This window comes from Streptomyces sp. NPDC002619 (assembly GCF_042889305.1).
GTDB lineage: Bacteria > Actinomycetota > Actinomycetes > Streptomycetales > Streptomycetaceae > Streptomyces.
Window position 1 is genome coordinate 1 of the sequence record NZ_JBIAQV010000068.1, and the last position, 24,669, is coordinate 24,669.

Consider the following 24,669-nt stretch of genomic DNA (forward strand, 5'->3'; position numbering starts at 1 on the left):
CGCCTGGGGCTACAGCGGCGCGTACTACCTGGCCGGCGGCATCGCCTTCCTCTCCGCCGTGCTCACCCTGTTCCTGCGGCAACCCGCAGCACCCAAGACCGGGGGAGGGACCGCCCGGGCCGAAGACCGGCGGCCGTGCTGAGTCGTCCCCTGCCGAGGCGACCGGCTGAGCGATCCGAATCGGGGCCTTGTCTCAGTGCCCCATGAAGCGTGCGCGGGCGACTGAGCCCGGCTCGGGACGGCGGCAGTTCCGCACCGGCTGCCCGCGTCACGGAAGCGGGGCCGGCCGGCGGGGTGCGCTCCCTGGTCCGGCCGGCCATGCCGAACCCGCCGAGGACGGTCCGGGGTCACAGCACACCCGGATTGAGGAGCCGTGGTCCAATCGATCTTGGAACGTGGTGATCGAACGGGTTTCCCTCGGGGGGTGATCTACGGCGGTCCGGGCATGAAGGCAGGGCCTCCCGAAGCTTCCCCTTGCAACGGCACACCTGGAGCCTTGGACGCAAGGCTCCAAGGGAAGCAGCCGGTGGTCGTCGGGAGCACAACTAGGCGTTTGGGTGGTGTCGGCGGATTGTCTCCGCTACCCGTTGCCCGGCTGCGAAGTCCCCAGGCCCAGGGCTTGGGCGACGCGCGCGCCGAGGTCGGGGTCCACTTTCGTCCAGTAGTCGTTAACCGCGCGTTCCTGGATGAAGCGCTCCACTCCCTGGCTCATGTGCTCGACGATGTTCCCTACCAGATGGTCCCGGTCTGTCTGCGTCATCACCTGGCGGTAGAGCGTGCCGGGCTGGATGAAGTCGTCGTCGTCTCGGTGCGCCTGGTAGGCCGTGCGCATGATCTCGGCGGTTTCCACGAACCAGCTCGGATCGCGGTAGCGCTGCGGATCGGCCTTGGGCCCGCCGTAGCTGTTCGGCGCGTAGACCGGCTGGCTCCCGAAGTGGTGGTAGCGCATCGGGCCGTCTTTGTTGTAGTTGTGCACCTCGTTGAGCGGCTGGTTGACCGGAAGCTGCGCATAGTTCGGACCGGTGCGATAGCGACTCGAGTCCGCGTAGGCGAACATCCGACCCAGCACCATCCGGTCCGGGCTGGGCCCGATACCCGGGACGAAGTTCGCCACGTCGAACCCGGCCTGCACGATCTGGGCGAAGAAATTCTCGGGATTGCGGTCGAGCACCAGGCGCCCGACGGTGATCGGCGGATAATCTTCGTGCGGCCAGACCTTGGTCACGTCGAAGGGATTGAAGCGGTAGCCGGCCGCGTCCTCATAGGGCATGATCTGCATTTCGAGGCGCCAGGACGGGTAATCCTGGCGGGCGATCGCCTCCCGCAAGTCTCGCCGGTGGCAGTCGAGGTCCTCGGCGCGCATCGCCTTGGCCTCGGCGTCGGTGAAGTTCTCAATGCCCTGCTCGGTCTTGAAGTGGTACTTGACCCAGAACTTCTTACCCGCCGCGTTCTCCCACATATACGTGTCGCTGCCGTAGCCGTTCATGTGCCGCCAGGTGCGCGGCGTGCCGCGGTCGCTCATCAGGACCGTCACCTGGTGGGCGGACTCCGGCGACAGCGACCAGAAGTCCCACTGCATGTTGTTGCTACGCAGGCCGGTGTCGGGCATCCGCTCCTGCGAATGGATGAAGTCGGGGAACTTCATGGGGTCACGCACGAAAAAGACCGGCGTGTTGTTGCCGACGAGATCGTAGTTGCCCTCCTCGGTGTAAAACCTCAGGGCCCAGCCGCGCACGTCGCGGTCCGAGTCCGGGTAACCCTCCTCGCCGGCCACCGACGAAAAGCGAATCAGCACCGGGGTGCGCTTGCCGACCTCGTTCAGGAAGGCGGCCTTGGTCCATTCGCTGACATCAGCGGTCAACTCGAAATAGCCGAACGCTCCGCCACCCTTGACGTGGTATACGCGATCGGGGACGCGCTCGCGGACGAAGTGGGCCAGCTTTTCGATCAGGTAGGTGTCCTGCAGCAGGACGGGGCCGTTGGGCCCGACCGTGAGGGCGAACTCATCGCTGGCGACGGGACAACCCGCATCCGTGGTCGTATCGGGTGGCTGTTCGCTCACTTCTACATCCTTCGCTCGTTGGCCCCCCGGGGGTGACTGCGGCACTCGGCCGTGCATGCGGGGTTTCTGCCGGCTACTCCGGCCAGGAGCTGTTCAAGATGACCTCGACGAAGTCGGTGCGCCGGAAGCCGGGCACGAAGTGGGCCAGCACATCGGCGTTCACGGTGCCGAAGGTTGTGTCGGGCCGATCCTTGAAGCCGTCGGTGAAGGCCTCCAGAATCCGGCGCTTGAAGTCAGGTCGCGGGTGCGCGTCGGTGACGGCATTGAGTGCCGCGGGGTCCAGATCGTCACGGCCGATCCCGAGTACGTCAGTCTCCACACCCGCAGTGACCAAGGCGATTTCGGGCTCCATGAACTCCGGGACACCAGGCGTTGTGTGCAGGGCGATAGCCGTCCACACACGGCGGACGTCGTCCGCGCCCATCCCGTGCTCGACGAGGAACCGACGCGCCTCGTTCGCACTGTCGATCTCAAATCGCTGATGCGCGGTCCGGTATCTGTCGGTCAGACCCAAGTCGTGGAACATCGCCCCGACGTAGAGCAGTTCCGGATCCGCCTTCAGGCCCCGCCGCAGCCCTTGCAACATCCCGAACAGGTAAACTCTGCGCGAGTGGTCGAACAGCAGCGGTGACGCAGCTTCGCGAACCAGTTCCGTGGCCTCCGCCGCCAACCGACTGCTGGGGATTTCAACGCCCGCGATCTTCTCTGCCACAGCTGAATCCTCCTACACGCCGCCGACCCGCGTTTCCACGCATCCATGCAAGTATTTCTCCATGACCAGCCCCCTGTCCTGTCGTGCCGGCCGCCCGGCATCCATCCGGGTGAACGGCCGCTTCTCAGATGCTGTGTGTGACTTTCTGCGCCCTACAGGCAGGAAAGGTGGCGAGGTGCCACCCCTCGATGACGATCACCAAATCAGGCCACGGCCCGTCGCAGGCGCAAGCGAGCGATAACGCACAAACCGCGGTCTTCGCCACCTCTCGCCGCACACATCAATAGCCGGGGGGCCTCGTGAACGTGGGTAGGATGCCCGCCTTCTCCATTTCGGCGGCGATGTCGAGCAACCGGGACATCGCCACGTTCGTGTCGGCTTCCACCGTGCGCCGCTGGCTGGCCGAGGACGCGCTCAAGCCCTGGCAGCACCGTTCCTGGATCTTCATCACCGACCCGCAGTTCCGCCCCAAGGCCGAACGCGTGCTGGACCTGTACGCCCGCACCTGGCAGGGCCGGCCCCTCGGCGACGACGAATACGTCATCAGCGCCGACGAGAAGACCTCCATCCAGGCCCGCTGCCGCTGCCACCCCACCCTCGCCCCCGGCCAGGCCCGCGCCATGCGCGTCAACCACCACTACCAGCGCGGCGGCGCCCTGGCCTACCTCGCCGCCTACGACGTCCATCAGGCGAAGGTGTTGCCGCTGCGAGCCACGCACCGGCATCGACCCGTTCATGAACCTGGTCGCCCAGGTCATGAGCCAGGAACCCTACGCCAGCGCCAAACGCGTGTTCTGGATCGTCGGCAACGGCTCCTCCCACCGCGGCCAGAAGGCCGCCGACCGGCTGACCGCCACCTTCCCGAACGCGGTGCTGGTCCACACTCCCGTCCACGCCTCCTGGCTGAACCAGGTGGAGATCTACTTCTCCGTCGTGCAGCGCAAGGTCGTCTCGCCCAACGACTTCACCGACCTCACCGAGGTCAGGGACCGGCTCCGCGCCTTCGATGACCGCTACAACGCCACAGCACAGCCGTTCCAGTGGAAGTTCACCACCTCCGACCTGGACGATCTACTGGCCAGGCTCGACCGGCACACCACCAATCACCACGTAAGGCCCTTGGTCCAGCGGCCGGTTGCGTAATGCGGCGACCTGCTCGTCCAGGTGCTTCGCCATCGCACTGACCTGGGACTTCGCTGGGTCACGCCGAGGGACTCGGCAAGCTTCTCGACCCGGCGAGTACTCACGCCGAGCAGGTAGGCGGTGGCGACCACCGAGATCAGGGCCTGCTCGGCCCGGCGGCGCCGTTCGAGGAGCCAGTGCGGGAAGTAACTGCCCTGCCGCAGCTTGGGGATGGCCAGCTCGACGGTGCCGGCCCTCGTGTCCCACTCGTGCGGGCGGTAGCCGTTGCGGTGGTTGACGCGTTCGTCGCTGACCTGCCCGTATTCGGCGCCGCAGAGAGCGTCGGCCTCGGCGGACATGAGCGCGACGGCGAACGTCTTGACCATCGCGCGCAGGAGACCGGGACTCGCCGCGGTGAGGTTGTCTTCCGCGAGGGCGTGAAGGGGCAGACTGTCAGGTGCGGTCATCATGCTGATCCCCTTCGAGCTTCGACATCTCGAAGATCAGCCGGTGGCCGTTCGTCTATGCAGGTATCAGTCAGAAGCCGGAGCAAACCCCCGGATCAGGTCGAACCCGTACACCACTTCCCTGGACGCAACCCGAGGTCTCGGAGTGCTCACCTGCTGGCGGCTACGGACCGTAGTCTCTCTCACGGCCCGACGGGCCCATTAGAGGCTACGCGCGAGTTTTGGCACCCTACAGGCGTTGGTGTGCGACGGACGTCTAATCTGGTTCCCGGGACACTGATAGGACCCGGTGCCGAATGGAAAAGGACAGACGTGACTTCACTGACCGGCCTCCCTCGGCCACCCGCACGCGAAGGGCGTCAGCCCGTGGCTGGGTCCGCAGAGCCGAGGGTGCCCGGTCCGGATCCGCAGCGGGCGGCCCTTGACGACCCCGCAGACATCTCTGGCAGGGCCGAAGTCCTGGGCGCAGTCATCGCCAACGATGTCAGGTGGTGAACCGCCCCGACATCGTCGTGATCGGCGCGGGCGCGAGCGGTGCCCCGCTGGCCGCGCGCCTCAGCGAGGACCCGGACCGGGAGATCCTCCTGATCGAGGCCGGTCCCGCGCCCCGCCGGCTGTCCGGCTTCCCGCCGGAGCTGCTGGATGCCCGCCTCGTCCCCGGTGCGTGGCCGGACCGTGCGCCCGTCTGGTCCTACCCGGCGCACCTCGTCCGCGAGCGGCCCTACACGATTGCACGGGGCCGGTTCCTGGGCGGCTCTACGACCGTCAACGGCGGGTACTTCGTCCGGGCCCGGCGTGACGACTTCGACCGCTGGTCGGCGGCCGGCAACGACGCCTGGTCCTTCGACCGGATGCTGCCGTTCATGCGCCGCCTGGAGACCGACCTCGACTACGGCGCGTCCGCGCTGCACGGCGGCTCGGGGCCCGTCCGGGTCCGGCGGGCGGCGCTCGACCACCCCGCCGCTCAGGCTTTCCGGGCAGCTGCCCGCGAACTGGGTTTCCCCGAGGAGCCCGACAAGAACGACCAGACCCCGCCCGGCTTCGGCCCGGTCCCGACCAACACGGTCGACGGGGTACGGGTGAACACCGCCGTCAGCTACCTTCTCGACGCGCTCCCCCGCCCGAACCTGACCGTCACCGGCGACTGCACCGTCCGGCGGATCGTGGTGGAGCGCGGCCGCGCGGTGGGGGTGGAGATCGATCGCAGCGGCCGGCGGGAGACCGTCACCGCGGGCGAGGTCGTGATCTGCGCGGGGGCCTTCGCGTCCCCGCAGCTGCTGATGGTCTCGGGTATCGGCCCACGAGCGGACCTCGAACGACTCGGCATCCCCGTGGTGCGGGACGCCCCCGGGGTCGGTACCCGGTTCGGCGATCACCCGCAGGCCGTCATCGAGTGGGCCCCACTACGGAACCTGCCCGCACCCGAAGGGAACTGGTTCGCCGGCAGCCTTAACCTGCCCTCGACCGGCGGCCCGCCCGCGGGCGACCTGGAGATCCTCCAGTCCCTCACCCCCATGGCGGACCTGACGGCCGGACGACGCCCTTCCCGCCCCGGCAGCCCCCTGCCGTTCCTCGTCTCCGTCCAGTCCCCGCGGCCGAGCGGACGTCTGCAGATCGTCTCCGCCGACCCCGCCGTCGCCCCGCGCATCGACTATGGCTATCTGAGCACCTCCGACGACCGGCGCCGGGCCCGCGAGGCGGTGCGGACGACGCTGGAACTCATCGGCTCCCGCGCATTTCGCGCCGTCGCGCTCCAGCCGACCGGCCCGGGCCCGGAGGTGGCGGCGGACGACACCGAACTCGACCGGTGGATCCGCGCCCACCTCGGCACGTCCATCCACGCCTGTGCGAGCGCGCCCATGGGGCCGCCGGACGACCAGTACGCCGTGGTCGACCAGTACGGCAGGGTGCACGGTGTCCGCGGGCTCCGCGTCGCGGACACCTCGATCCTCCCGGCCGCCCCGCTGCGCGGCCCGGCAGCGACCGCCGTGCTCATCGGCGAGGTCGTCGCACACGCGATGCGCCACGACCTCGCCTGACCTCGCACAAGCGTCAACTCAGGCCGGTGACCCGTTCCGGGGCCGCAACCGCGGGCGCAGCGCCGCCGTGGAGCGGCCCCTGACTGCGGAGAGCCAGACACCCGACCCGTAGGCGAGGTCGTCCAGGCGGCGGCCGAGGGCGTAGCGCACCGGGTCGAGACCCACGTGACCGGGACGGTATTCCAGGGTGACGTCGGCGACCGCGGCCACGGCCACCGCGCGCCGCATCCGCGAGGAGACCGTGCAGCCCAGGGCGGCCAGCGGCCACCAGTGCCGGGTGAGCAGCGCCCCGGATTGCGAAAGGGCACTGACCGCGCCGTTGGCGGTGAGGCGCGAGGCCAGCCGCACGGGATGCTGCGCGCCCTTGAGCTTGCGGGCGATCCGCACGGTGGTCACTCCGCAGACGGCGCCTGCCACCGGCAGCGACCAGCGGCGCTGGGCGAGCAGCACCAGAGCCAGCGCGCCCGCCCAGGGCGCGAGGACAGCGGGAGCGATGAGCTCCGGGTGCCGTTCGGCCAGCGGATGCGCGCCCGTGCCGTACGCGGCCTTGCGCAGCATCCAGTCCTTGAGCTGTACGCGGTGCTCGTGCTCGGCGCGGACCGACGGCTCGTACCGTATGCGCCAGCCGCCCTGGATCAGCCGCCAGCACAGGTCGACGTCCTCGCCCACCCGCATACGCTCGTCGAAGCCCTCCGCCAGGGCGTCCACCCGCGCCACGCTGCACGCCGTGGAGGCCCAGGAGACGGGGGTTCCGGGGCGTACGGCGGCGGGTTCCCTGCCGAGGTCGAGCGAGGAGCGGGCGGCCTCGTACCGTCCGATCCAGCCAGAGGCCGCGGCAGTCGGCAGCCCGGTGATGCGCGGGACGGCCATGCCGACCCGGGGGTCGGTGAAGTGCCTGAGCAGGACGGGGACCGTGTCCGGGGGCAGGACGATGTCGGAGTCCGCGAAGACGACGTACGGGGTGCGGACCAGCCGCAGTCCGGCGTTGCGGGCCGCGGCCGGGCCCGCGTTCTGCGGCAACACGACCAGCTCGGCGCCGTGCTTCTCCGCGACTTCCCTGATCTCCTCGGGCCGACTCGACCCGTCGTCGACCACGATCACGCGCTGGCCAGGGCCGATGCTGGTGAGCAGGCGGTCGAGCTGCCGCGCGCGGTCGTACACCGGGATGACGAAGGTGTACCGCGGGTCTGGGTTCGGCGGCAGTTCCCGCACGATCGGGAAGGCCATGCCGTTCTCCAGCAGCCGGTCGGCCAGGACAGCCGCGGCCGCGTCCTGGACGCGCACCGTCCGGTCGGCCAGCAGCGGACGGGCGCGTGCGGTCAACCGGACCAGCCGGGTAGGGAATCCGCCGAGCAGGGCTCGGCCACCGTCGATGACGCGGGTGTGGCGGTTCAGCGCGACGACGAAGCCGCCGGGCAGCGTCACTCGGCCACCGTCCCGTCCGCCGGATCGACCAGCCGTCCGCGGGCGTCCACGGTGTCCGCGGCGATCAGCCGGGTGACGGTGGCGACCATGAACTCCATTGCCTTCTCTCCCTCTTCGGCCGACGCACCGGCCGGGTCGCCGAGAACCCCGGAGGGCGTCACCGCCAGGACGCCGCCCGCGACCAGGTCCGGCATGAGGTCGGCGAGCGGCCGGGTATCCCCGGCCACGGCTGCGGCGGTCCGTACGTCCTCGGGGGCCAGGTGAAGCATGACCGAGGTCTCCCATCGCCCGGCGTGCGGATCCGCGCCGGGCGCCACGCACGGCACCCAGGCGACGCGGTGGCCCTCGGCGCGGAGTTGACCGACCGCCGCGCCGAGCGTCGCCACATTGCCGCCGTGCCCGTTGACGAACACGATCCGCCCGGCCCACATCGCCAGCGACCGCACCGCCTCCACGAGCACCGCCAGCAGGGCCTCGCGGCCGATCGAGACGGTGCCGGCGAAGCCCGCGTGCTCGCCGCTCGAACCGTAGGCCATCGTCGGCGCCACCAGCGTGTGCCACTCGGCGGGCGCTCCGGCCGCGACCCGCTCGGCGACCGCCCGCGCGACCACGGCGTCCGTGCCGAGCGGCAGATGCGGCCCGTGCTGCTCGGTCGAGCCGAGCGGCACGAGGACCAGCGGCGAGGACGAGACCTCCGGCCAGACGGTGTGCGCCAGGTCGGACGGTGCCGCGAGATTCCCGGGTGTCGAACGCACGTCAGCCGATCGGGTCCATGGAGCGCGGGGTGGTCGCCCCGGTGCTCTTGCGGGCCTCGGTGCCGACGAGCCCGCCGCCCAGGGTCCGGGGGAAGCCGTCCGGGATCACCAGGTCGTCGCGGGACAGCTCGTGCACCGAGGAGTGGCCAAGGCCCAGCACCGCCGAGTCGAGACCGCCGCGCATGATGTCCAGGACATTCTCCACGCCGCCCTGGCCGTTGGCCGCCAGACCCCACAAGTAGGCGCGGCCGATCAGCACCGCGCGGGCGCCGAGCGCCAGCGCCTTGGCCACGTCGCCGCCGCGCCGCACGCCGCCGTCGAGCACGACCTCGATCTGGTCGCCCACCGCGTCCGCGATCGAGGGCAGCATCCGGATCGCGCCCGGGGTGGTGTCCAGGTTGTTGCCACCGTGGTTGGAGACGGAGATTCCGCTGACCCCCGCGTCCACCGCGCGCTTGGCATCGTCCACCCGGGACACGCCCTTGAGCAGGAACGGACCGCCCCACTCCTCGCGCAGCCACTTCACGTCGTCCCAGGTGGGAGGCGTCGTCTGCATCCACTCGTAGTAGGCACCGAAGAAGGTGGGCGCCTTGCCGCCGGGCGGCTGGAGATTGGGCGCGGTGAGGTCGGGCAGCTTGCGGGACTTCGCGAACCTCAGCAGCCAGGCCGGGTGCGGCGCCACATTCGGGGCGAACCGCACCATCGTCTTCAGGTCCAGCTTCTCCGGGATGGCCGGGCTGCCCCAGTCCCGTCCGTTGGAAAACGACCAGTCCAGCGTGGCGATCAGCGCCTTCGCGCCAGCGGCCTTGGCCCGCTCCATCCGCTGCACCATGGACTCACGGGTGCCGCTCCAATACATCTGGAAGAACGTGTTCTCGTTCGCCTTGGCGACTTCCTCGACTGGCTTGCTGGCGAAGGAGCTGAGCCCCATGATGACGCCCCGATTCGCCGCAGCCCGCGCGACGGCCACCTCGCCGTCCGGGTGGACCGCCTGCACACCGGTGGGGGAGATCACCACGGGCATCGACGTCGGGATCCCCAGCACCGTCGTGGACAAGTCGCGCTCGGCGTGATGGCCCACGACCCGTGGCGCGAAGCCCAGTTCGGCGAACGCCTCGATGTTGTCATCGATGGTTCGGCCGCGTTCCGAGCCCGCGATCAAGGCTGCATAGACGGAACTGGGTAGTTGCTTCTTTGCCCGGCGCTGCGCTTCGGCAACGGTCTCGAACCAGGGATTCCTGCTCATTGCGTGTTCCTCTTATGGGGGTTCGACTGAAAGTCGACCAGTGTCGTGGGCTTCACGTGCTGAAGACCTCTCTGAGCGCTGGCGCGATGTCGTGGTAGGTGCGGATGCGATGGAACGTGCCGTGTCCGAGCCGGGCCATTTCGATGCCCAGCTCGACGTCCTTCTCCCCGCTCATGTCGAGCAGTACGTCGAGCCGCGGCAGCCCGGCCGCCATCGGCCGGGGATCGGGTCCGGCATTGTGGACGCAGTCCGACAGCAACAGCGCCCGCGCGTCGCGCTGCGGCACCGAGGCCAGCCGGGTGGCGGCGAGTTGCAGTGGAAAGGCCACGTTGGTGAGGCCTCTCGCCGGGATGCGGAGCATCGCGTCCAGCAGTTCCATCGGCCGGACCGGCTCGCCCAGGTCCAGCAGGACCGCGGCATCCGACCAGAACGCGATGACAGCCAGAGACTCGGACACCAGCTCCGCCGCGAGCGCACCCACGGTCGCCGCGGCGGTACGGACCCGCTCGCCCTTCATCGATCCGGACAGGTCCACCGCGAGCACCACCGACCGTGGCGACCGGACCCGTTCGAAGACGAAGATGTCCTCGTCGTCGGCCACCGGCCGTTCGGCGAGCTGCTCGAGCGTCCGGTCCAGGTCAATATCGGCGCCGCGCTCCCGGTAGGGGAGGCTGGCCAGTCGGCCCGCGGCTGCGCGGCGTGCGGCACGTGCCCGCTTGGGCTTGGGCAGCGACAACCGCGCGGCGATCTCCCGGGCCCGGGCGCGGACCGCGGGGTCCACCGGCTCGGCGTCCTCAATGCCGGTGAGCAGTTCTCCCTGCTCGTCGGTGAAGTCGGGCGCCGAGCCGGTGGGACGGCGGCGTGCCGCACCGGCGCCACGCGACCGGGCGCGTAGCACCGTCCCGCCGGCGCCTGACATGGCTTCGAACACCATGGGATCCTCGTCGAGTTGCTTGGGGACACGCCGCAGCGGTCGTCGGGTCTGCGTGGCGGATTCCGACTCGCGCCGTGCCGGCGAGTCCGCCGCCACTGCTCTTCAGCCGGGTTCGGCCCGGGCCGGGTCCAGGATGAAACGGTCCTCCCAGATCTCCCGCAGTACGCGTTCCGGTGTGGTCTCCGCCACGTCGTCCAGCCGGATGCGGCCGGACAGCGAGACGGTCATCGCGTCGTAGAAGGTCTCCGGGTAGCGCTCGTCGTTGGGCCCGGTCAGGCTGCGCATCCGGATCAGTCCGTCGGCGACCAGGGCGCAGTCGATCGCGCCCCGGACGCTGCTGCCCTGCCGCAGGTCCGGATGGGCACGGGTGGCCCGGGTCACCGCCACCGCATCCGGGATGATCCGGTCGGCGATCGGGCCGGTCAGTCCGGTGCGCAGGGCGACAATGCCCTCTTCGGCGACGGCGTCCTGGTAGCCGACAACGATCCGGTTGAGGCGGTCGCTGACGCCGGCCGACAGCCGGGTGGTGCCGATGTCGTCGCTGGGGTTCATCGAGGCGATGACCCGGAAGGACGGCTCGGCCGTGACCAGGCCGACCCGCGGCACCTCGACCGCGCGGTCCGCCATCGCCGACAGCAGTGTATTGAGGGTGTCTTCAGGGGCCCGGTTGAATTCCTCGATGTAGAGGAACCCGCCGGAGCGCATCGCCTGCACCAAGGGCCCGGCCACGAAGTTGTCGGCGCTGTAGTCCTCCCGCAGCACCCGGGCCGGGTTGTGGTGGCCGACCAGCTTGGCGGGCGTCAGATCGGCGTTGCCCTCCACGAACACCAGCGGGATGTCCCACTCCTCGGTGATCGCCTTGAGCATGGTGGTCTTGCTGGTCCCCGGCGGACCCTCAAGGACGAGGTCCCGCCCGGCGGCCACGGTCGCGAGCGCAAGCTCTAGCTCACGCTCACGACCGACGATGCGCGAGGCGATCCGCTCTCGGGCCGCCGCGACCCCGGACCCTGTGGTCTCGGTGTCCCGGACCGTCCCCAGTGTGGTCATTCTTCGCGCTCTCCTGTTGTCACTTGGTGGTCTGGCCCGCGTCGATCGGCAGCGTCACACCGGTCACGTAGCGCGACTCGTCCGAGGCGAGCCACAGCACCGCGTTGGAGATGTCGACCGGCTCGACCCACGGGATCGGCAGCACGTTCAGGCTGGCGAAGCGAGGCTCGAGATTCTCCTTGGTGCGTTCGCTCGCGGCCATGTCGGGCGCGAACAGCTCGTAGGCCGCCGCGTTCTGGATCATGTCGGTGTTGACCGACGTGGGATGCACGCTGTTGACGCGGATAAAGTCCGGAGCGAGCTCCACCGCGAGCGTGCGCATCAGGCCGACGACCCCAGCCTTGGCGGCGCTGTAGTGCCCGATGTGCTCCATCCCTATCAGCCCGGCGGCCGAGCTGGTCAGGATGATCGAACCACCGCGGCCACCGGCCTTGATGTGCGGGATCGCCGCCTTGACGGTCTTCCACACGCCGGTCAGGTTGACGTCGACCACGTCCTGGAACTCCTGCTCGTCCAGCTCGTCCATCTTGCCGAAGCTGAAGATGCCGGCGTTCGCCGAGACGATGTCGAGCCGGCCCAACTGGGCGACACCGTCGTCCACAGCCTTCTTCAGCGCCGCGAAGTCCCGCACATCTGCCTGGCTCGCCACGATGCGGCGGTCCAGTTTCTCCACCTCGCGTACGGTCTCGGCCAGATCCTCAGGTGTCGCCATCGGGTACGGCACCGAGCCGATCTGCGACACCAGGTCGACCGCGATGATGTCCGCGCCCTCCTGAGCCAGCCGGATCGCGTGGCTGCGCCCCTGACCGCGAGCCGCCCCGGTGACGAATGCGACCTTTCCTTCCACACGCCCCATTGCGTGCACCTTCTTTCGCTAGTTGTGCTGTTGCTTTCCCGCTCAGCTCACTTCTTGGGGAAGCTTCCGCCGTCGACCGGCAGCACGACGCCCGTGATGCAGCGCGCCTCGTCGAGGCCAGGAAGAGCAGGGCGTTCGAGATGACCGGCTCCACCCACTGGATGGGCAGCGCGATGACCGACCGCGACGCCTCGGTGAAGTCCTCCCGGGTGGGGCCGGAACCGTGGGTGCCCCGGTGGCTCAGGCCGGCCGGAAGCCGGCGAGCGGATCCTCCGCGCAGTCGCTGACCGGCGGCCGGTCCAGATCCTCGCGACGAGTGAGGGGCAGCGGAACCGGTCCCCGGCGCGGGGCGGGGGAAGTACGGTGGGAGTGATCGACGGACGGCTTCGGGAGCGGTGTGTGCTGCGTACGGTCTGAGAGCAGCTGCTCGCCGTATCCCTGCACGCATTCCGGGTCGGGCCCGTCCAGCGGCAGGCCGGTGAAGAACTTGGCCGCCATGCACCCGCCCTTGCAGGTGTCGAAGAACTGGCAGGAGGCGCAGGCACCCCCGGACTGGGGCTCGCGCAGGCTCCGGAACAGTTCCGACTCCCGCCACACCGTGGTGAAGCCGCCGGGCTGCCGGATGTTCCCGGCGAGGAAGTCTTCGTGGATCGCGAACGGGCAGGCGTAGACGTCCCCGACCGGGTCGATCAGGCACACCACGCGCCCGGCGCCGCACAGGTTAAGCCCCGGCAGCGCCTGCCCGTAGGCGGACAGGTGGAAGAAGGAGTCCCCGGTGAGCACGCTGTCGCCGTGGGCGACGAGCCAGTCGTACAGCTCGCGCTGCTGGTCGCTGGTGGGGTGCAGCTCGTCCCACACATCGGCGCCGCGCCCGGACGGGCGCAGCCGGGTCAGCCGGAGCTGGGCTCCGTACCGGTCGGCGATCGCCTTGAACTCGTCCATCTGGGGGATGTTGTGCCGGGTGCACACCACGGACAGCTTGAAGTTCTCCATACCGGCGTCCGCGAGGTTCGCCATGGCGCGCAGTGCGGTGTCGTACGAGCCAGCGCCGCGGACCGCGTCGTTGACCTCCGCGGTGGCCCCGTCGAGGGAGATCTGCACGTCCACGTAGGAGTTCTCGGCCAGACGGGCGGCGACCTCCGGGGTGATCTTCACGCCGTTGGTGGAGAACTTGACCCCCACATGGTGGGCGGTGGCGTAGTCTACGAGTTCCCAGAAGTCGGGGCGGACCGTGGGCTCGCCGCCGCCGATGTTGACGTAGAAGACCTGCATGCGCTCCAGTTCGTCGATCACCGCCCTGGCCTCGGCGGTGGTCAGCTCGCGCGGGTCGCGGCGGCCGGAGCTGGACAGGCAGTGGGTGCAGGACAGGTTGCAGGCGTAGGTGAGTTCCCAGGTCAGGCAGATCGGCGCGTCGAGACCGTACTCGAACAGGTCCACCAGCCGAGTCGGCCCGGGGGCCTTGGTTGGAGCGTCCGTTATCACGCTCATGGGGTCCTTTCCACCACCATCGACGACCGGGCGAGCGTCGCGAGGGCGCGGGCGTACCGTGGCACGTCGGATTCGGGGACGCCAGCCGTCGAACAGGCGGCCCGCGCCGTGGGAGCGTCCGCGAGGGACTGCACGACCGACAGCAGTTGCCGGTCCTTGAGGAACGAGAGCTTGCGCGTTCCGAAGTGGTAAAGCAGGGCACCGAACGGTTCAGGTCGCACGGAGACCTGTGGATGGAGGTCCCAGGGGCGGTCCAGGTCCATGGCGCCCACCGGGTCCGGCGTGTTCGTGACGTCCTTGCCGGTCATGCTGCCGCGGCTCAGTAGACGCCGCACATGCCGTCGATCGAGACCTCTTCGACGAGGTCGTCGGCCTCGATCAGGGACTCTTCGGCGACGCTCTCCTCGGCGGCCTGGGGCGCGCCAGACTCCTTGAACTGAAGTTCGTTCATACTATGGCTCCTTTGACGGGCGATGGCTGCGGGCGGTGACTGCCGTCCGCATTCCGATCGACCATGGCCACACTAATGGCACCCGGTGTCAAATGGAAGGGACAAACTGTGAGCTCCCCAGCCGGCGTCCCCGAGCCCCCGATTCCCACGCGCATGGGACGACAGCCCTCGACGTCCGTCGCCGAGCTCAGCCACGTCGCCCTGCAGCTGTTCACCGAGCGGGGCTTCGCCGAGACCACGGTGGACGACATCGCCACCGCATGCGGCATAAGCCGCCGGACGTTCTTCCGCTACTTCCCGTCGAAGAACGACCTGCCCTGGGGAGACTTCGACGCCCTCGTGGAGCGGATGCGCCGCCATCTGCACGACACTCCGCAGGAGGTGCCGTTGGTGGACGCCCTGCGCGAGGCCGTCATCGAGTTCAACCGATTCCCGCCGGGCGAGATCGAAGACCACCGGCTCCGGATGTCCCTGCTCCTGAACGTGCCCACCCTGGTGGCGCACTCGACCCTGCGTTACGCCAGCTGGCGGCAGGCGATCGCCGAGTACGCCGCCCGCAGGCTCCGCGTGCCCGAGGACGACATGCACCCGCAAGTGATCGCCTGGGCCACGCTGGCCGCATCCCTTTCCGCGTACGAACAGTGGCTCAAGCACGAGGGCGCCGACCTGCCCACCCTGCTGCGAACAGCTTTCGACGTCCTGGGCACCACCTTCTCCGGCCAGCACGCGAAGCCATGAGCAGTCATCCGGGCGACAGCGTCGTGACAGACAGGGGCAGTGGGGCAGCAACGCGCGCTGCGTGGTGAGGCGGGCAGCGTCGCCAGTGGCGCTGCTCGATCCTGGTGGTCATTCGACTTGGTCAAGCGGGTCTGTACGGTCACTGGCCCTTAGAAGATTTTCGTAGCCGATGATCGCTTCGACTTGGCTGTGGCGTCGGCTAGTGGTGTGACCGCGTAGGTTCGCCGGGTTGGGATCAGGCTGCGGCTTTGAGGGGGCGTCCGCCCCAGCGGATGCCTTTCTCGCTGCGGATGCGGGCGCGTTCCTTGCGTTCGGCGGCCAGGACGTCGCGGTGGCGGGCGTTGGCGTTGCGCCAGCGGAGGTAGGCGTGCAGGGTCCGGGTCTGCACGGTGTGGTTGGGATAGTTCGAGTTGGCGATGGTGAACTGCCTCAGCGGTCCGAAGTGCGCCTCGATCGGGTTGGCCCAGGACGCGTAGGTCGGGGTGAAGCACAGTTCGACCTTGTGTTTCTTGGCCCAGCGGCGGATGTCGGTGCCTTTGTGGGCGGACAGGTTGTCCAGGATCACGTAGATCGGGGCGCCGTCGGGCCGTGCGGCGTGGATGGACTTCAGTGCGGCCGGTGTGTTCCCGGCGCCCTTCCAGCGGTGGTTGACGCCCCGCAGGGTGTCGTCGCCGACCGAGTAGCAGTCGTGGAAGTAACGCACCCCGTGGGTGCGGTGGTAGGTGGCCGGCAACCGGTCGGGGCGCCCCTGTTCGGCCCAGCCCGAGCCTGCGGTGGGCCGGATCCCGAGCGGGCCGAACTCGTCGAACGCGAAGGCTCGGTCCGGGAAGTGGTCCAGGACCTCTTCGATCCGGTCCAGCTTCGTCTCGCGTTCTGGATCGGGGGACTCTTTCCAGGTCTTGGTGCGCTGGAAGGTGATGCCGTGGCGGGCGAGCATGCAGCGTAAGGTCTCGCGGCCGATGCGGATGATCCGGCCGTGGACTTTCCGCAGGTAGGCGACGAGTTTGCGCAGTGACCAGCGGTGAAGGGCTGGCCGAGTTTGGCCGGGCGGGTGGTGGCCGTCGCCACGACGAAGTCCTCGTCGTCAGGGCTGAGTCGGCGAGGACGGCCTCCCGCCCACTGAGGGTCCAGGCAGGCCAGGCCGATCTCGTTGAAGCGGTGGATCCCATCGCGCACGGTGTCCTCATCTGCCTGCACCAGTTGGGCGATCACCGGAACGCGGTTCCCGCCGGCCGAGGCCAGCAGCATCATCGCGCGCCGGTAGCGCACCGAACTGGTGCTGCCCCGGCGCACGATCTGCTGCAGCTTCTGCCCTCCTGGTCGGTCAGTCTGCGCACACAGGCTCAGCCACCGCGCCTCCACCGGTCGGAACGAACGTCACCGCATATCCAACCGCCACGACCACCAACCCGGCGAACCTACGCGGTCACAGCATTAGCCGACCGCAGGCGCACCGGACGCCGGCCTTTGGAGTCGGTGTCCGCTGCCCGTCACTTGGTTCACTGCCTGATCGGAAGCGGACATCGCCCGGTCTGACCTGCACGTATTTCGCGAAGACCGATTCCGCAGCTGGCCTGCAGGCTGTTGCGTGAACGATGCGTGAGCGGCGGCGCATGAGGTGCAGGCCGTGTGGGGTTATGACGCCGTTGCCCTCGGACCCCGCCGTGCTCGAGTACGAGCTCGCGATCCCGCGGCCCTGAACGACGGACGGCTCGGACCGGCTGAAGTCAGCCGGTCCGAGCCGTCCGTCGTACCTGCTACTCGTTGCGTGCCGTCTCGGGCCCCGTCATCCGCCTGAGCAGCGGCATGGTGGACGCGATGACCCCCAGCGAGGCGACGAGCCCGGTGATCACGATCGCGTAGTACTGGCTCCCCGGCGGCCGGATCGAGTACTCGAACTGTGCCTGAACGAAGAGCTGGGCAGCCAGGAAGCCCACCCCGATCGCCACCACCGCCACCACCAGCAGCGGGACCGCGCTCTCCAGCAATACCACCCGCCGTAGCACCCCGAGCTGCATGCCGGTCAGCCGCAACAGACTGAAGGGGCGCTTGCGATCGCGCAGGCCGCCGGCGACGCTCACCGCGAGGCTGCAGCCGGCGATGGGGAAACTGACCAGGATGACCACGTTCGCCAGTTGCTGGTATCCGGCGAGCTGTCCGCCACGTTCGGCATGGCCCTCGCCGACGGTCTGCGGAACGTCCTGGTCGGAATATGTCTTCGCGAGGATGGTGCGTGCGCGTTCGATCGCCGACGTCGACCCGTCGGTGGCCACAACGATCTCCTGGACCGGCAGGCGGGCCAGCCGTTGGGCGGATATCGCGGCGCCGGGCCATGCCGACGGCCAGTGCTCCCAGCGGTACGTGCCAAAGAGGCCGTAGTCCTGGGCGACTGACGCCGCTTCGGCTCCGGAGGCGCATGCGCTGTAGGCCGGCATCTTTGCAAGCTCCGCGCACGAGGCCAGGCCGCCTACCGGCGGCGTCCCGAGACCTTGTTCATCGAGCCAGGCTGGGTCAGTGGTGCGGAGCGGGTTCGTGTGGATCATCAACACGCCTTTGATCCCCGGTACGGAGTTCAGGTCGCCGAGCGCGGCCTGCGAAAGCGGGGGCACCCTACCGATCGCCATCCCGGAAGCATCGCTGATCCCCTGGGCGTAGTTGCCGACCAGGGCGCTGGCGACCGCCGAACTGCCCTTCGGGACGCCGCGCTCGGCGTTCAGCGAGCCGATGATCCCGACGGCCGTGCTGGTGACGCACAGGGCGAGGACCAGCCCGCTGACCGCGCGGAAGCCGGCCTTCGGGTCGTCCGCGAGCCGCCGAGCCGCGACGAGCAGCGCGGGCCGGCTGGTGAGCCGGGCCAGGACGCGGGCTCCGGACATCGTAAGCCAGGGTCCTGCGATGACGAGTCCGATCAGGACCAGCAGGATTCCCGGGACGAAGACCAAGATCTGCCCGTTGGTGCTCCTGGGCACCCGGCCGATGCTGTACGAGAGTTCGGCGATACCGACGGCCAGCGGGATCATCCGGTAGACCCGCGGCGGGCGCGGTGTGACGCGCCGGGTGACTCCGAGCGGGGAGACTTGCACGCGGCGCAGGGCGATCCGGGCCGAGATCGCGGCCCCCGCTGGGACGGCGATGGCGATCAGCAGCATGTCGCCGGTCCGGAGCGTGAGATCGCTGGCGAAGTAGGGCGTCTGCGTGAGATTGACCGCCGCCAGCTGCGAACGGAACAGGTAGAAGAGGCCGAAGCCGACGGCCACGCCGATGACCGCGGCAACCGTCGATTCCACGGCCGAGATCATCGAGATCTGCCGCGGCGTGGCCCCCACCAGGCGCATCGCGGCGAAGCGCTGCTCACGGCGGGCGGCTGCCAGCCGGGTGGCCGTGCCGATGAGGACGAGCACCGGGAAGATCAGGGCAGTACCCACGACGGAGAGGACGAGCTTGACTCCACTGTCGTTGATACCCGTCCTGACCGTACAGTTCGTGCCGTTGCAGCTGCTGGGGGTGACGGTGGTGATCGAGGAGACCCGGGTGGCGTCGTGCTGCTTGGCAAGTTGCTCGGCGCTGTGGCCGATGACGATGACCAGGGAGTCGGGGCCCGGGAGCGCCGCCTTGCCAACGGTGCCGACCTCGTGGCCGGGGTAGCGGTCGGCGAGTTCGGCGGCCGGGGTGGAGTGGAGGATCTTGCTGAGGGCCGGTGAGGCGTAGAACTCGCCCGGTCCGGGAAGGCGTGAAAGGCCCGGTGGGACCGGGGAGTTCGGGCCCGTGGCGGCGACGTCGACGCGGCCGATGGTCTTGCCGTCGAAGTGGTCCGCCCTGAGCAGCCACCACAGCGGGTCCACGTCCGCCTTTGCTGCCGACTGGCTCGACGCGCTCTTGCCGGTGCCGGTGTTGAGCCAGGCGTTACGGCTGTTCTGGGTAGCGGTGGCGTTGATGGCCGCCAAGATGCTCAGCAGCAGGCCGACGCCGAGGGCGACGGCGGCCGCGATGACGGCGAGGCGGGTGGCGGCCTCCCTGCCGCCGTTCAGGGTGAGGCGCAGGCCGAGGCGGATCACGAGGCGAGCCGTTCGACGGACAGCGGCGTCACCTTGCCGTCGCGGACGATGACTTCGCGCCTCGCGTAGGCGGCCACCCGCGGCTCGTGGGTGACGAGGACGACGGTGGTGCCCTCCTCGCGTACGGAGGCGGCCAGGAGGTCCATTACGTGCTCGCCGGTGAGCGAGTCGAGCGACCCGGTCGGCTCGTCGGCGAACAGCACCTTGGGCCGGGAGACCAGGGCGCGGGCCAGGGCGACACGCTGTGCCTGTCCGCCCGAGAGCTCGCCGGATCTGCGCCCCTCGAGACCGTCCAGGCCGAGGCGTCCGAACCACGACCTGGCCTCGGCCAGCGCGCTCGTCCTGCGGGACTTGGCGAGCAGCAACGGCAGGGCGACGTTCTCCTCGGCGGTCAGCTCGGGGACGAGCTGGCCGAACTGGAAGACGAAGCCGAAGCGGTCCCGGCGCAGCGCGCTGCGCTCGGGCTCGCTCAGGGTGTCGATACGGCGGCCGCCGAACCAGATCTCGCCGGAGTCGGGTACGAGGATCCCGGCCAGGCAGTGCAGCAGTGTGGACTTGCCGGAGCCGCTCGGGCCGGTGACGGCGAGGATCTCGCCGGCGCGGGCGGAGAGGTTCGCGCCCTGCAGCGCGGGCGTCTGCCCGAACGACAGGACGGCGTCCCGCGCTTCTACGAGGAAGCCTTCGTCCGAACTCATGACCGCACCTCCGCTGTCAGGGCGGCGAGCCGTGCCACGGTCAGGTCGATCCACCGCAGATCGGCCTCCAGGTGGAACACGCCGTGGTCGGCGAGCAGCGAGTCGATCGTGCTGCCGGTCCTGCGTAGTTCGGTCAGCTCCCGCATCCGCTCCATGTGGGCGGCGCGCTGGATGTCGAGGTAGGTGCGGGGGTCGCGCTCCAGCAACAGCGCCAGTACGACCTTGGTGAACAGCACTGTCTGCAGGTGCGGTTCGCCCGCGACCGGCTCGGTCAGCCAGGTCTCGACCTGTGTGACCCCCAGCTCGGTGATCACGTAGCGCTTGCGGTCCGGCCCCGCCCCGGGCTCGGTCTCGCCGGCCTCGACCTTTCCGTCGCGGGCGAGGCGGCCCAGGGTCGAGTAGACCTGCCCGGCGGGCAGCGGCTTACCCCGCCCGAAGTAGGTGTCGTAGTCGCGCTTGAGGTCGTAGCCGTGGCTCGACTCCCGTTCGAGGAGTCCGAGGAGTGTCAGAGGAACGGTCATACCTCAGTGTCTACACTCGGTATCTAGTCGACGTCAACAGGCGGCCGGCTTGGCCCGATTGGCTGGGATTGCGCGAAGACAGCGACGGTCGGCCAGCGGTGTGGGCCACTCCTTGGAGGACAAGCTGCTGGTCGTGGGGCTCGTGTGAGCGGGCGATCGGGAACTCGCGCTGGTTGTGGACGGGTGTCTGCGGCGTAGATCGTCTGACGTTCCGGTCCGGGGCGGTTTGCGGGTTCCGCTGCGCTCAGCGGCGACCGCTTCTTGCGATCCGCCACGGAATTGCCGCGAAGGGCGAGGGGCGGGGACGCTGGAGCGGATCGCGGCGCGGCCGGCCGAGCTGGATGTGCTCGCTGAGCAACTGATCAAGCAGCTCGAGGAGGTGCGGGCGGAACGGGACGAACTGGTGGTTGCCGAGCGGGTCTTGCGTCGCCTGGAGGAGCAGGTGTCCGCGTAAGCGCCCGCGACTTCGTCCACGCAGGTCGCAGGCCGCGCAGTGCTGCAGAGAGGCCGCGGTCGGGGTCCGTGCTCAAGCGTGTCCAGGAACCGTTCCGGCGTCCCGGCCGCGTGGGGGTGGACTGCATCTCGGACCGAGGGCATGGTGCGATCTTCGGTGGAGCGCGTGATGTGTAGGACCGGGAACCGCTCTGCGATACGGGCGAGCTCTTCCAGTGGGGCTCGTCGGTCGATCGGCATGTGCGCACGGGCCCTGGGCGCACGCTGCAGCCAGCCGCGCAGGATGGGCGCGCGTTCGGCCGCGCGGGCGTTGTGCGCCCGGTTCGTGCGTTCCCCGAGCAGGGCGACCAGGTAATGCCAGCGGGCGAACTGCCGCAGAGCGGGCACTCCGGACGTCATGGCACCACGAGCCGTTGGGCCAGTCGGCCGACGGGACTGAGCGCGGACGAGTGATCGTGTGGCCGGTGGCGGCGGTCGGGCTGAACGTCAGGGGGCTGGCTCCGGTGCCCGCTTGGTCGTGCCGCTCACCTCGCCAGATACCTCGTGGTCCCGTAGGGTCGCGGTGCCGCCAGCACAGGATGTGCGGCGTGGCTCTCGCGCTTTTTTGTGTGTGTGTGCGGCTCAAGCGATCAGGAGTGTCCATGTCAGGACAATTTGAAGCGACGGTCGAGGTCGATCGGCCTGTCGAGGCGGTGTTCGACTACCTCGCCGACGGTCGCAACGATCCGCAGTTCAGCCCGCGCGTGCTCAGGATCGAGCGGACTCCCGACGCCCCGACAGCCGTGGGTACCGTCTTCCGGAGCACGGTCAAGGACGCCGGGATGAAGACCTCCAGGGAGTTCCGCATCACTGACCTCGAATCCCCGGTGAGGATCCGGTGGGCCGAGGTGTCGAAGAACAGCGTGATGGCACGCGAAGGAGGCTACGACTTGGTGGCGCTGTCCGACGGCCGGACTCGGGTGCGCATCTTCAACGTGCTGGAAGGCCACGGCGTGGGCAAACTCCTCGTCGGCCTGGCCCTCGCTGCCGCCCGCAAGGATGCCGACGGCTTCGGCGCCCGGATCAAGGCAGCAGCCGAAGCGGCGATCGATCCACGCTGACGCCTCTTCGACGGGCCCGCCCGTCAGAGCGCTGACAGCGAGCGCTTCGGTTGGCCGGGCGGGCCCACGACAGCTACGGCACCTTCGCACAGAGCGCCGTCGGCTCCCGATCGGCATCTACTACGCCGACGCAGCTGACGACGGATGTCCCGCTCGCCGCATCGGGGACGCGGACCGCGGCGACGAGGCGGACCGCGGCGACGTGGTGGCCGTATACGGCCGCGGGCGGGAATCCCAGCCAACGCATACGCTGGGGCTCTTCGTCCGGCGTGGGCCGTTCGTCCGCCGATGAGTCGGAACTCTGCGCGTCCGCCCACTCCTCGCTCCAGCGCACCAGGAAGGACTGCCAGTCGTCGATGTCCGTTATGTCGCCGATCCTGTCAGCCACCACTGACAACGCCCGTTGCCGCTACGGTTCATTCAGCACCGCGCCCTGGCCGAAGAACACCGGTTTCCGCTAGGCATCTCGACACCTTCCTCCATTGTATGACGAAGTGTCAGATCGCCATAAAAAATGTTCCATTGGGGCTATCCTCTCGTCGCGTGGGCCTGTGAACCGCCCGAAGCCTCCACAAGAGAGGGGGGTCCACGTGCTTGTCGTCCGCGGGGTGTTCGCGACCGCCGTCGTGCGGGACAGGACGGGAGAGCCGGTGGTCCTGCTCACCGGCGAACTCCCCGAGACCCTCACCCCTTCCAGCCTGAACGACCTGATGAACCTGGCCGCCGCGGTGCTCAACACGGGCGAGCTGGATCTGTTCTACAAGTGCCTGGCCGCACTGCGTTGTGGAGAGAAACTCGAGGAACGCCGCATCTGGGTGGACGGGGCCGTACTCACCATCTACCGGAGCTGATCTTCGAGCACTGAGACTTTTTCAACGAAATGATCTACGCGTAGGCACGTGGGCGGCTGCGAGGCAGCCTGCCGGCGCCCCTCCCCGCTCAGCCATGTGATCATTCCGGCTGTCCGATGTCACACCAGGCGGACGTTGCCTGACGCGGCACTAGCAGGAAGAATCGATCTCGTGGCCAACGCACTGCAGGAATTGGTGAAGAGTCGGCTGGAGCAGCAGGGCTGGTCCTACGGCGACGTGGCTCGGCGTGGCGACATCCCGCGTTCCACCGTGCACCACCTGGCGACGGTCGCGCAGCTGGTCCGCATGCCGCAGCAAGCCACCCTGGAAGGCCTGGCCAGGGGGCTGGAACTGCCTCTGGACACAGTGCGCAGGGCGGCCGCCGAGGCGTGCGGCATCCACCTGTACTTCGAGGACGGCGGCGCCGACACCGCGTCCGACCCGGAGATCGCCACCCTCATCGCGAGCGTGCAGCGGCTGTCCGATGCCGATCGCCGGCACGTCACCGCGCTCGTCGAGTCCCTCCTGCGAAGCAACCCCGACCGGGACGCCCAGGCCGAGTCCGATTCGGCCTGACCTCAGCCCGGTCTCCTTCTGGCCGACGGACGCCCGCCGCTCACCGGCCGTCCGTCAGCCTCCGCAGCCAAATGATCACCGCGGCCACGACCTGGTAGTCGAGCTCGGCGATCCTGGCGATGGCCTGGACATCGGTCGTACGCACCGCGATGCAGGCCGCGTCCAGGGCACAGTGCAGCATCACCTGGTGCGCTTGCGTGGCCGGCAGGTCCTCACCCGGGCGCATCCGGGGGCGCAGGAGCGCGGAGATGGGCAGCGGGGGCGTCGGGTGTTCCAAGGTCATGTTCCCGGTCCTCGTAGGAAGGGGCGGTCACCGGTACGCCGCCCCTGGATTCCGGCCCGGCGCATGAGGAGTTCCACCGTCCCGTGGCTGACGGCGATGCCGTATCGCCGGGTGAGTTCGCTGTGGATGCGCCGGTATCCGTAGGTGGCGCCCGAGGCGGTGTGGATCATGGTGATGAGCTGGGTGAGCACGGAGTGGCGGATCGACTGGGCGGAGGGTCGACGGGCGCGCCAGGAGAAGTATCCGGACTCGGTCACGCCGAGCACACGCGTGGTGGTCCGCACGGGCAGACCCTCGCCGGCCATCACGTGTACCGCCTCGAAGCGCCTTTTGGGGACACCACATCGCGCAGCAGCTCGGTCGCGCGCCGCTGGAAGGCGAGCTGGGTCTCCAGTTCGGCGATGCGCCTGCGCGCGGCGGCGAGTTCAGCCCTCGCGGAGTTTGCGCGCCCTGCTCTGCCGAGGTGCGGCAGATGCTTGCGCCGCCATTGGTAGACCGTTTGGTCGCTGAGGCCGAGAGCGATCGCGACCTTCCTCACCGGCTGGCCCTCGGCCAGCAGATCCAAGGCCTTGCGGCGCAGTTCGGGTGGGTATCGCATGGGCGTCCTCCCTGTCGGGTACCTGGGCGGAGGCAGGTCCCCGGGCCCAGGGGGCAGGCCCGGGCCCGGGGAGCGACGGGGCTCCGTACGGAGCGCGCCTGGCTAGTCGATGTGGCGGCGCAGGGTGACGGTGGGCCGGAAGCCCAGCGGGTCGACGGTCGCGCCGCGCGGTGCGGCCGCCACCGCGGCCTGGAG

Annotated in this window: 25 protein-coding genes and 2 pseudogenes; 6 read left to right on the top strand and 21 right to left on the bottom strand. The window is 69.3% G+C overall.

Going from position 1 to position 24,669, the window contains the following annotated elements; genetic code table 11:
• Window positions 1–580 precede the first annotated feature (580 nt).
• From ACFYXB_RS41885 to ACFYXB_RS41895, 3 genes are all read right to left on the bottom strand, one after another.
• Complete coding sequence (locus tag ACFYXB_RS41885; RefSeq protein ID WP_389590435.1) at window positions 581–2,062, bottom strand: catalase; 1,482 nt, start codon at window positions 2,060–2,062, stop codon at window positions 581–583.
• Window positions 2,063–2,135: 73 nt separating this feature from the next.
• The gene (locus ACFYXB_RS41890) at window positions 2,136–2,774 is read right to left on the bottom strand and encodes an HD domain-containing protein (protein WP_389590436.1); all 639 of its coding nucleotides are present in this window, start codon (window positions 2,772–2,774) and stop codon (window positions 2,136–2,138) included.
• 280 nt (window positions 2,775–3,054) lie between these two features.
• Complete coding sequence (locus tag ACFYXB_RS41895; RefSeq protein ID WP_389590438.1) at window positions 3,055–3,225, bottom strand: hypothetical protein; 171 nt, start codon at window positions 3,223–3,225, stop codon at window positions 3,055–3,057.
• 284 nt (window positions 3,226–3,509) lie between these two features.
• On the opposite strand from ACFYXB_RS41895, the gene ACFYXB_RS41900 reads away from it, so the two are divergent.
• On the top strand, window positions 3,510–3,917 hold the full coding sequence (locus ACFYXB_RS41900; RefSeq protein WP_389590440.1) for a transposase: 408 nt from the start codon (window positions 3,510–3,512) through the stop codon (window positions 3,915–3,917).
• Here the strand turns inward: ACFYXB_RS41900 and ACFYXB_RS41905 are convergent.
• Window positions 3,876–4,363, bottom strand: a pseudogene (locus ACFYXB_RS41905) (transposase); the annotation flags it as partial. The gene ACFYXB_RS41900 and the pseudogene ACFYXB_RS41905 sit on opposite strands and share 42 nt — an antisense overlap.
• A gap of 491 nt (window positions 4,364–4,854) precedes the next feature.
• Between ACFYXB_RS41905 and mftG the strand changes: the two are divergent.
• Window positions 4,855–6,402 (top strand): mycofactocin system GMC family oxidoreductase MftG, encoded by a 1,548-nt coding sequence (gene mftG / locus ACFYXB_RS41910; protein WP_389590442.1) that lies wholly within the window; start codon window positions 4,855–4,857, stop codon window positions 6,400–6,402.
• 18 nt (window positions 6,403–6,420) lie between these two features.
• Here the strand turns inward: mftG and mftF are convergent, their stop codons facing one another.
• The 9 genes from mftF to mftA all read right to left on the bottom strand — a co-directional run bounded on the left by mftF (window position 6,421) and on the right by mftA (window position 14,604).
• Window positions 6,421–7,827, bottom strand: coding sequence for a mycofactocin biosynthesis glycosyltransferase MftF (gene mftF, locus ACFYXB_RS41915; protein ID WP_389590444.1), 1,407 nt, complete (start codon window positions 7,825–7,827; stop codon window positions 6,421–6,423).
• On the bottom strand, window positions 7,824–8,582 hold the full coding sequence (gene mftE / locus ACFYXB_RS41920) for a mycofactocin biosynthesis peptidyl-dipeptidase MftE (RefSeq protein WP_389590446.1): 759 nt from the start codon (window positions 8,580–8,582) through the stop codon (window positions 7,824–7,826). Before mftE ends, mftF begins: the two co-directional genes overlap by 4 nt.
• A 1-nt stretch (window position 8,583) precedes the next feature.
• Window positions 8,584–9,828 (bottom strand): pre-mycofactocin synthase MftD, encoded by a 1,245-nt coding sequence (gene mftD / locus ACFYXB_RS41925; protein WP_389590447.1) that lies wholly within the window; start codon window positions 9,826–9,828, stop codon window positions 8,584–8,586.
• Window positions 9,829–9,880: 52 nt separating this feature from the next.
• The gene (locus ACFYXB_RS41930; protein ID WP_389590449.1) at window positions 9,881–10,762 is read right to left on the bottom strand and encodes a VWA domain-containing protein; all 882 of its coding nucleotides are present in this window, start codon (window positions 10,760–10,762) and stop codon (window positions 9,881–9,883) included.
• A gap of 102 nt (window positions 10,763–10,864) precedes the next feature.
• Window positions 10,865–11,809 carry an AAA family ATPase gene (locus ACFYXB_RS41935; protein WP_389590450.1) on the bottom strand — a complete coding sequence of 315 codons (945 nt, stop codon included), beginning with the start codon at window positions 11,807–11,809 and terminating at the stop codon, window positions 10,865–10,867.
• A gap of 19 nt (window positions 11,810–11,828) precedes the next feature.
• Entirely contained in the window at window positions 11,829–12,665 is an 837-nt protein-coding gene (locus ACFYXB_RS41940) for a mycofactocin-coupled SDR family oxidoreductase (RefSeq protein WP_389590451.1), read from the bottom strand.
• Window positions 12,666–12,905: 240 nt separating this feature from the next.
• Entirely contained in the window at window positions 12,906–14,153 is a 1,248-nt protein-coding gene (mftC, locus tag ACFYXB_RS41945) for a mycofactocin radical SAM maturase (RefSeq protein ID WP_389590453.1), read from the bottom strand.
• Entirely contained in the window at window positions 14,150–14,461 is a 312-nt protein-coding gene (gene mftB, locus ACFYXB_RS41950; RefSeq protein ID WP_389590455.1) for a mycofactocin biosynthesis chaperone MftB, read from the bottom strand. The genes mftC and mftB overlap by 4 nt, the downstream gene beginning before the upstream one ends.
• Window positions 14,462–14,472: 11 nt before the next feature.
• On the bottom strand, window positions 14,473–14,604 hold the full coding sequence (gene mftA / locus ACFYXB_RS41955) for a mycofactocin precursor MftA (protein ID WP_389590457.1): 132 nt from the start codon (window positions 14,602–14,604) through the stop codon (window positions 14,473–14,475).
• A gap of 153 nt (window positions 14,605–14,757) precedes the next feature.
• Here mftA and mftR point away from each other — a divergent pair, with 153 nt between their 5' ends.
• Window positions 14,758–15,342, top strand: a complete 585-nt coding sequence (mftR, locus tag ACFYXB_RS41960) for a mycofactocin system transcriptional regulator (protein WP_389590459.1) — start codon at window positions 14,758–14,760, stop codon at window positions 15,340–15,342.
• Window positions 15,343–15,577: 235 nt separating this feature from the next.
• On the opposite strand, the pseudogene ACFYXB_RS41965 reads toward mftR, so the two are convergent.
• The 4 genes and pseudogenes from ACFYXB_RS41965 to ACFYXB_RS41980 form a co-directional block, all read right to left on the bottom strand.
• A pseudogene (locus tag ACFYXB_RS41965) lies at window positions 15,578–16,593 on the bottom strand (IS630 family transposase).
• 506 nt (window positions 16,594–17,099) lie between these two features.
• Window positions 17,100–19,397, bottom strand: coding sequence for an FtsX-like permease family protein (locus tag ACFYXB_RS41970; protein WP_389590460.1), 2,298 nt, complete (start codon window positions 19,395–19,397; stop codon window positions 17,100–17,102).
• Window positions 19,394–20,092: an ABC transporter ATP-binding protein gene (locus tag ACFYXB_RS41975; protein ID WP_389590461.1), complete on the bottom strand. Its 699-nt coding sequence runs from the start codon at window positions 20,090–20,092 to the stop codon at window positions 19,394–19,396. The genes ACFYXB_RS41970 and ACFYXB_RS41975 overlap by 4 nt, the downstream gene beginning before the upstream one ends.
• Window positions 20,089–20,613: a PadR family transcriptional regulator gene (locus ACFYXB_RS41980; protein ID WP_351366399.1), complete on the bottom strand. Its 525-nt coding sequence runs from the start codon at window positions 20,611–20,613 to the stop codon at window positions 20,089–20,091. The genes ACFYXB_RS41975 and ACFYXB_RS41980 overlap by 4 nt, the downstream gene beginning before the upstream one ends.
• A gap of 1,094 nt (window positions 20,614–21,707) precedes the next feature.
• Here ACFYXB_RS41980 and ACFYXB_RS41985 point away from each other — a divergent pair.
• Window positions 21,708–22,166, top strand: coding sequence for an SRPBCC family protein (locus ACFYXB_RS41985; RefSeq protein ID WP_389590463.1), 459 nt, complete (start codon window positions 21,708–21,710; stop codon window positions 22,164–22,166).
• A gap of 73 nt (window positions 22,167–22,239) precedes the next feature.
• Here ACFYXB_RS41985 and ACFYXB_RS41990 read toward each other — a convergent pair whose 3' ends face one another.
• Entirely contained in the window at window positions 22,240–22,554 is a 315-nt protein-coding gene (locus ACFYXB_RS41990; RefSeq protein WP_389590464.1) for a hypothetical protein, read from the bottom strand.
• A gap of 202 nt (window positions 22,555–22,756) precedes the next feature.
• Here ACFYXB_RS41990 and ACFYXB_RS41995 point away from each other — a divergent pair, with 202 nt between their 5' ends.
• Entirely contained in the window at window positions 22,757–23,017 is a 261-nt protein-coding gene (locus ACFYXB_RS41995; protein WP_389590466.1) for a hypothetical protein, read from the top strand.
• A 171-nt stretch (window positions 23,018–23,188) separates the two neighbouring features.
• A complete protein-coding gene (locus ACFYXB_RS42000; protein ID WP_389590467.1) occupies window positions 23,189–23,593 on the top strand; it encodes a helix-turn-helix domain-containing protein in 405 nt (134 codons plus the stop codon).
• Between the two features lie 40 nt (window positions 23,594–23,633).
• Here ACFYXB_RS42000 and ACFYXB_RS42005 read toward each other — a convergent pair whose 3' ends face one another.
• From ACFYXB_RS42005 to ACFYXB_RS42015, 3 genes are read right to left on the bottom strand one after another with little or no spacing between them, the layout of a single operon-like run.
• Complete coding sequence (locus ACFYXB_RS42005) at window positions 23,634–23,876, bottom strand: hypothetical protein (RefSeq protein ID WP_389590468.1); 243 nt, start codon at window positions 23,874–23,876, stop codon at window positions 23,634–23,636.
• Entirely contained in the window at window positions 23,873–24,160 is a 288-nt protein-coding gene (locus ACFYXB_RS42010) for an IS3 family transposase (protein ID WP_351366414.1), read from the bottom strand. The genes ACFYXB_RS42005 and ACFYXB_RS42010 overlap by 4 nt, the downstream gene beginning before the upstream one ends.
• A 20-nt stretch (window positions 24,161–24,180) precedes the next feature.
• Window positions 24,181–24,474 (bottom strand): transposase, encoded by a 294-nt coding sequence (locus ACFYXB_RS42015; protein ID WP_389590469.1) that lies wholly within the window; start codon window positions 24,472–24,474, stop codon window positions 24,181–24,183.
• Window positions 24,475–24,669 lie beyond the last annotated feature (195 nt).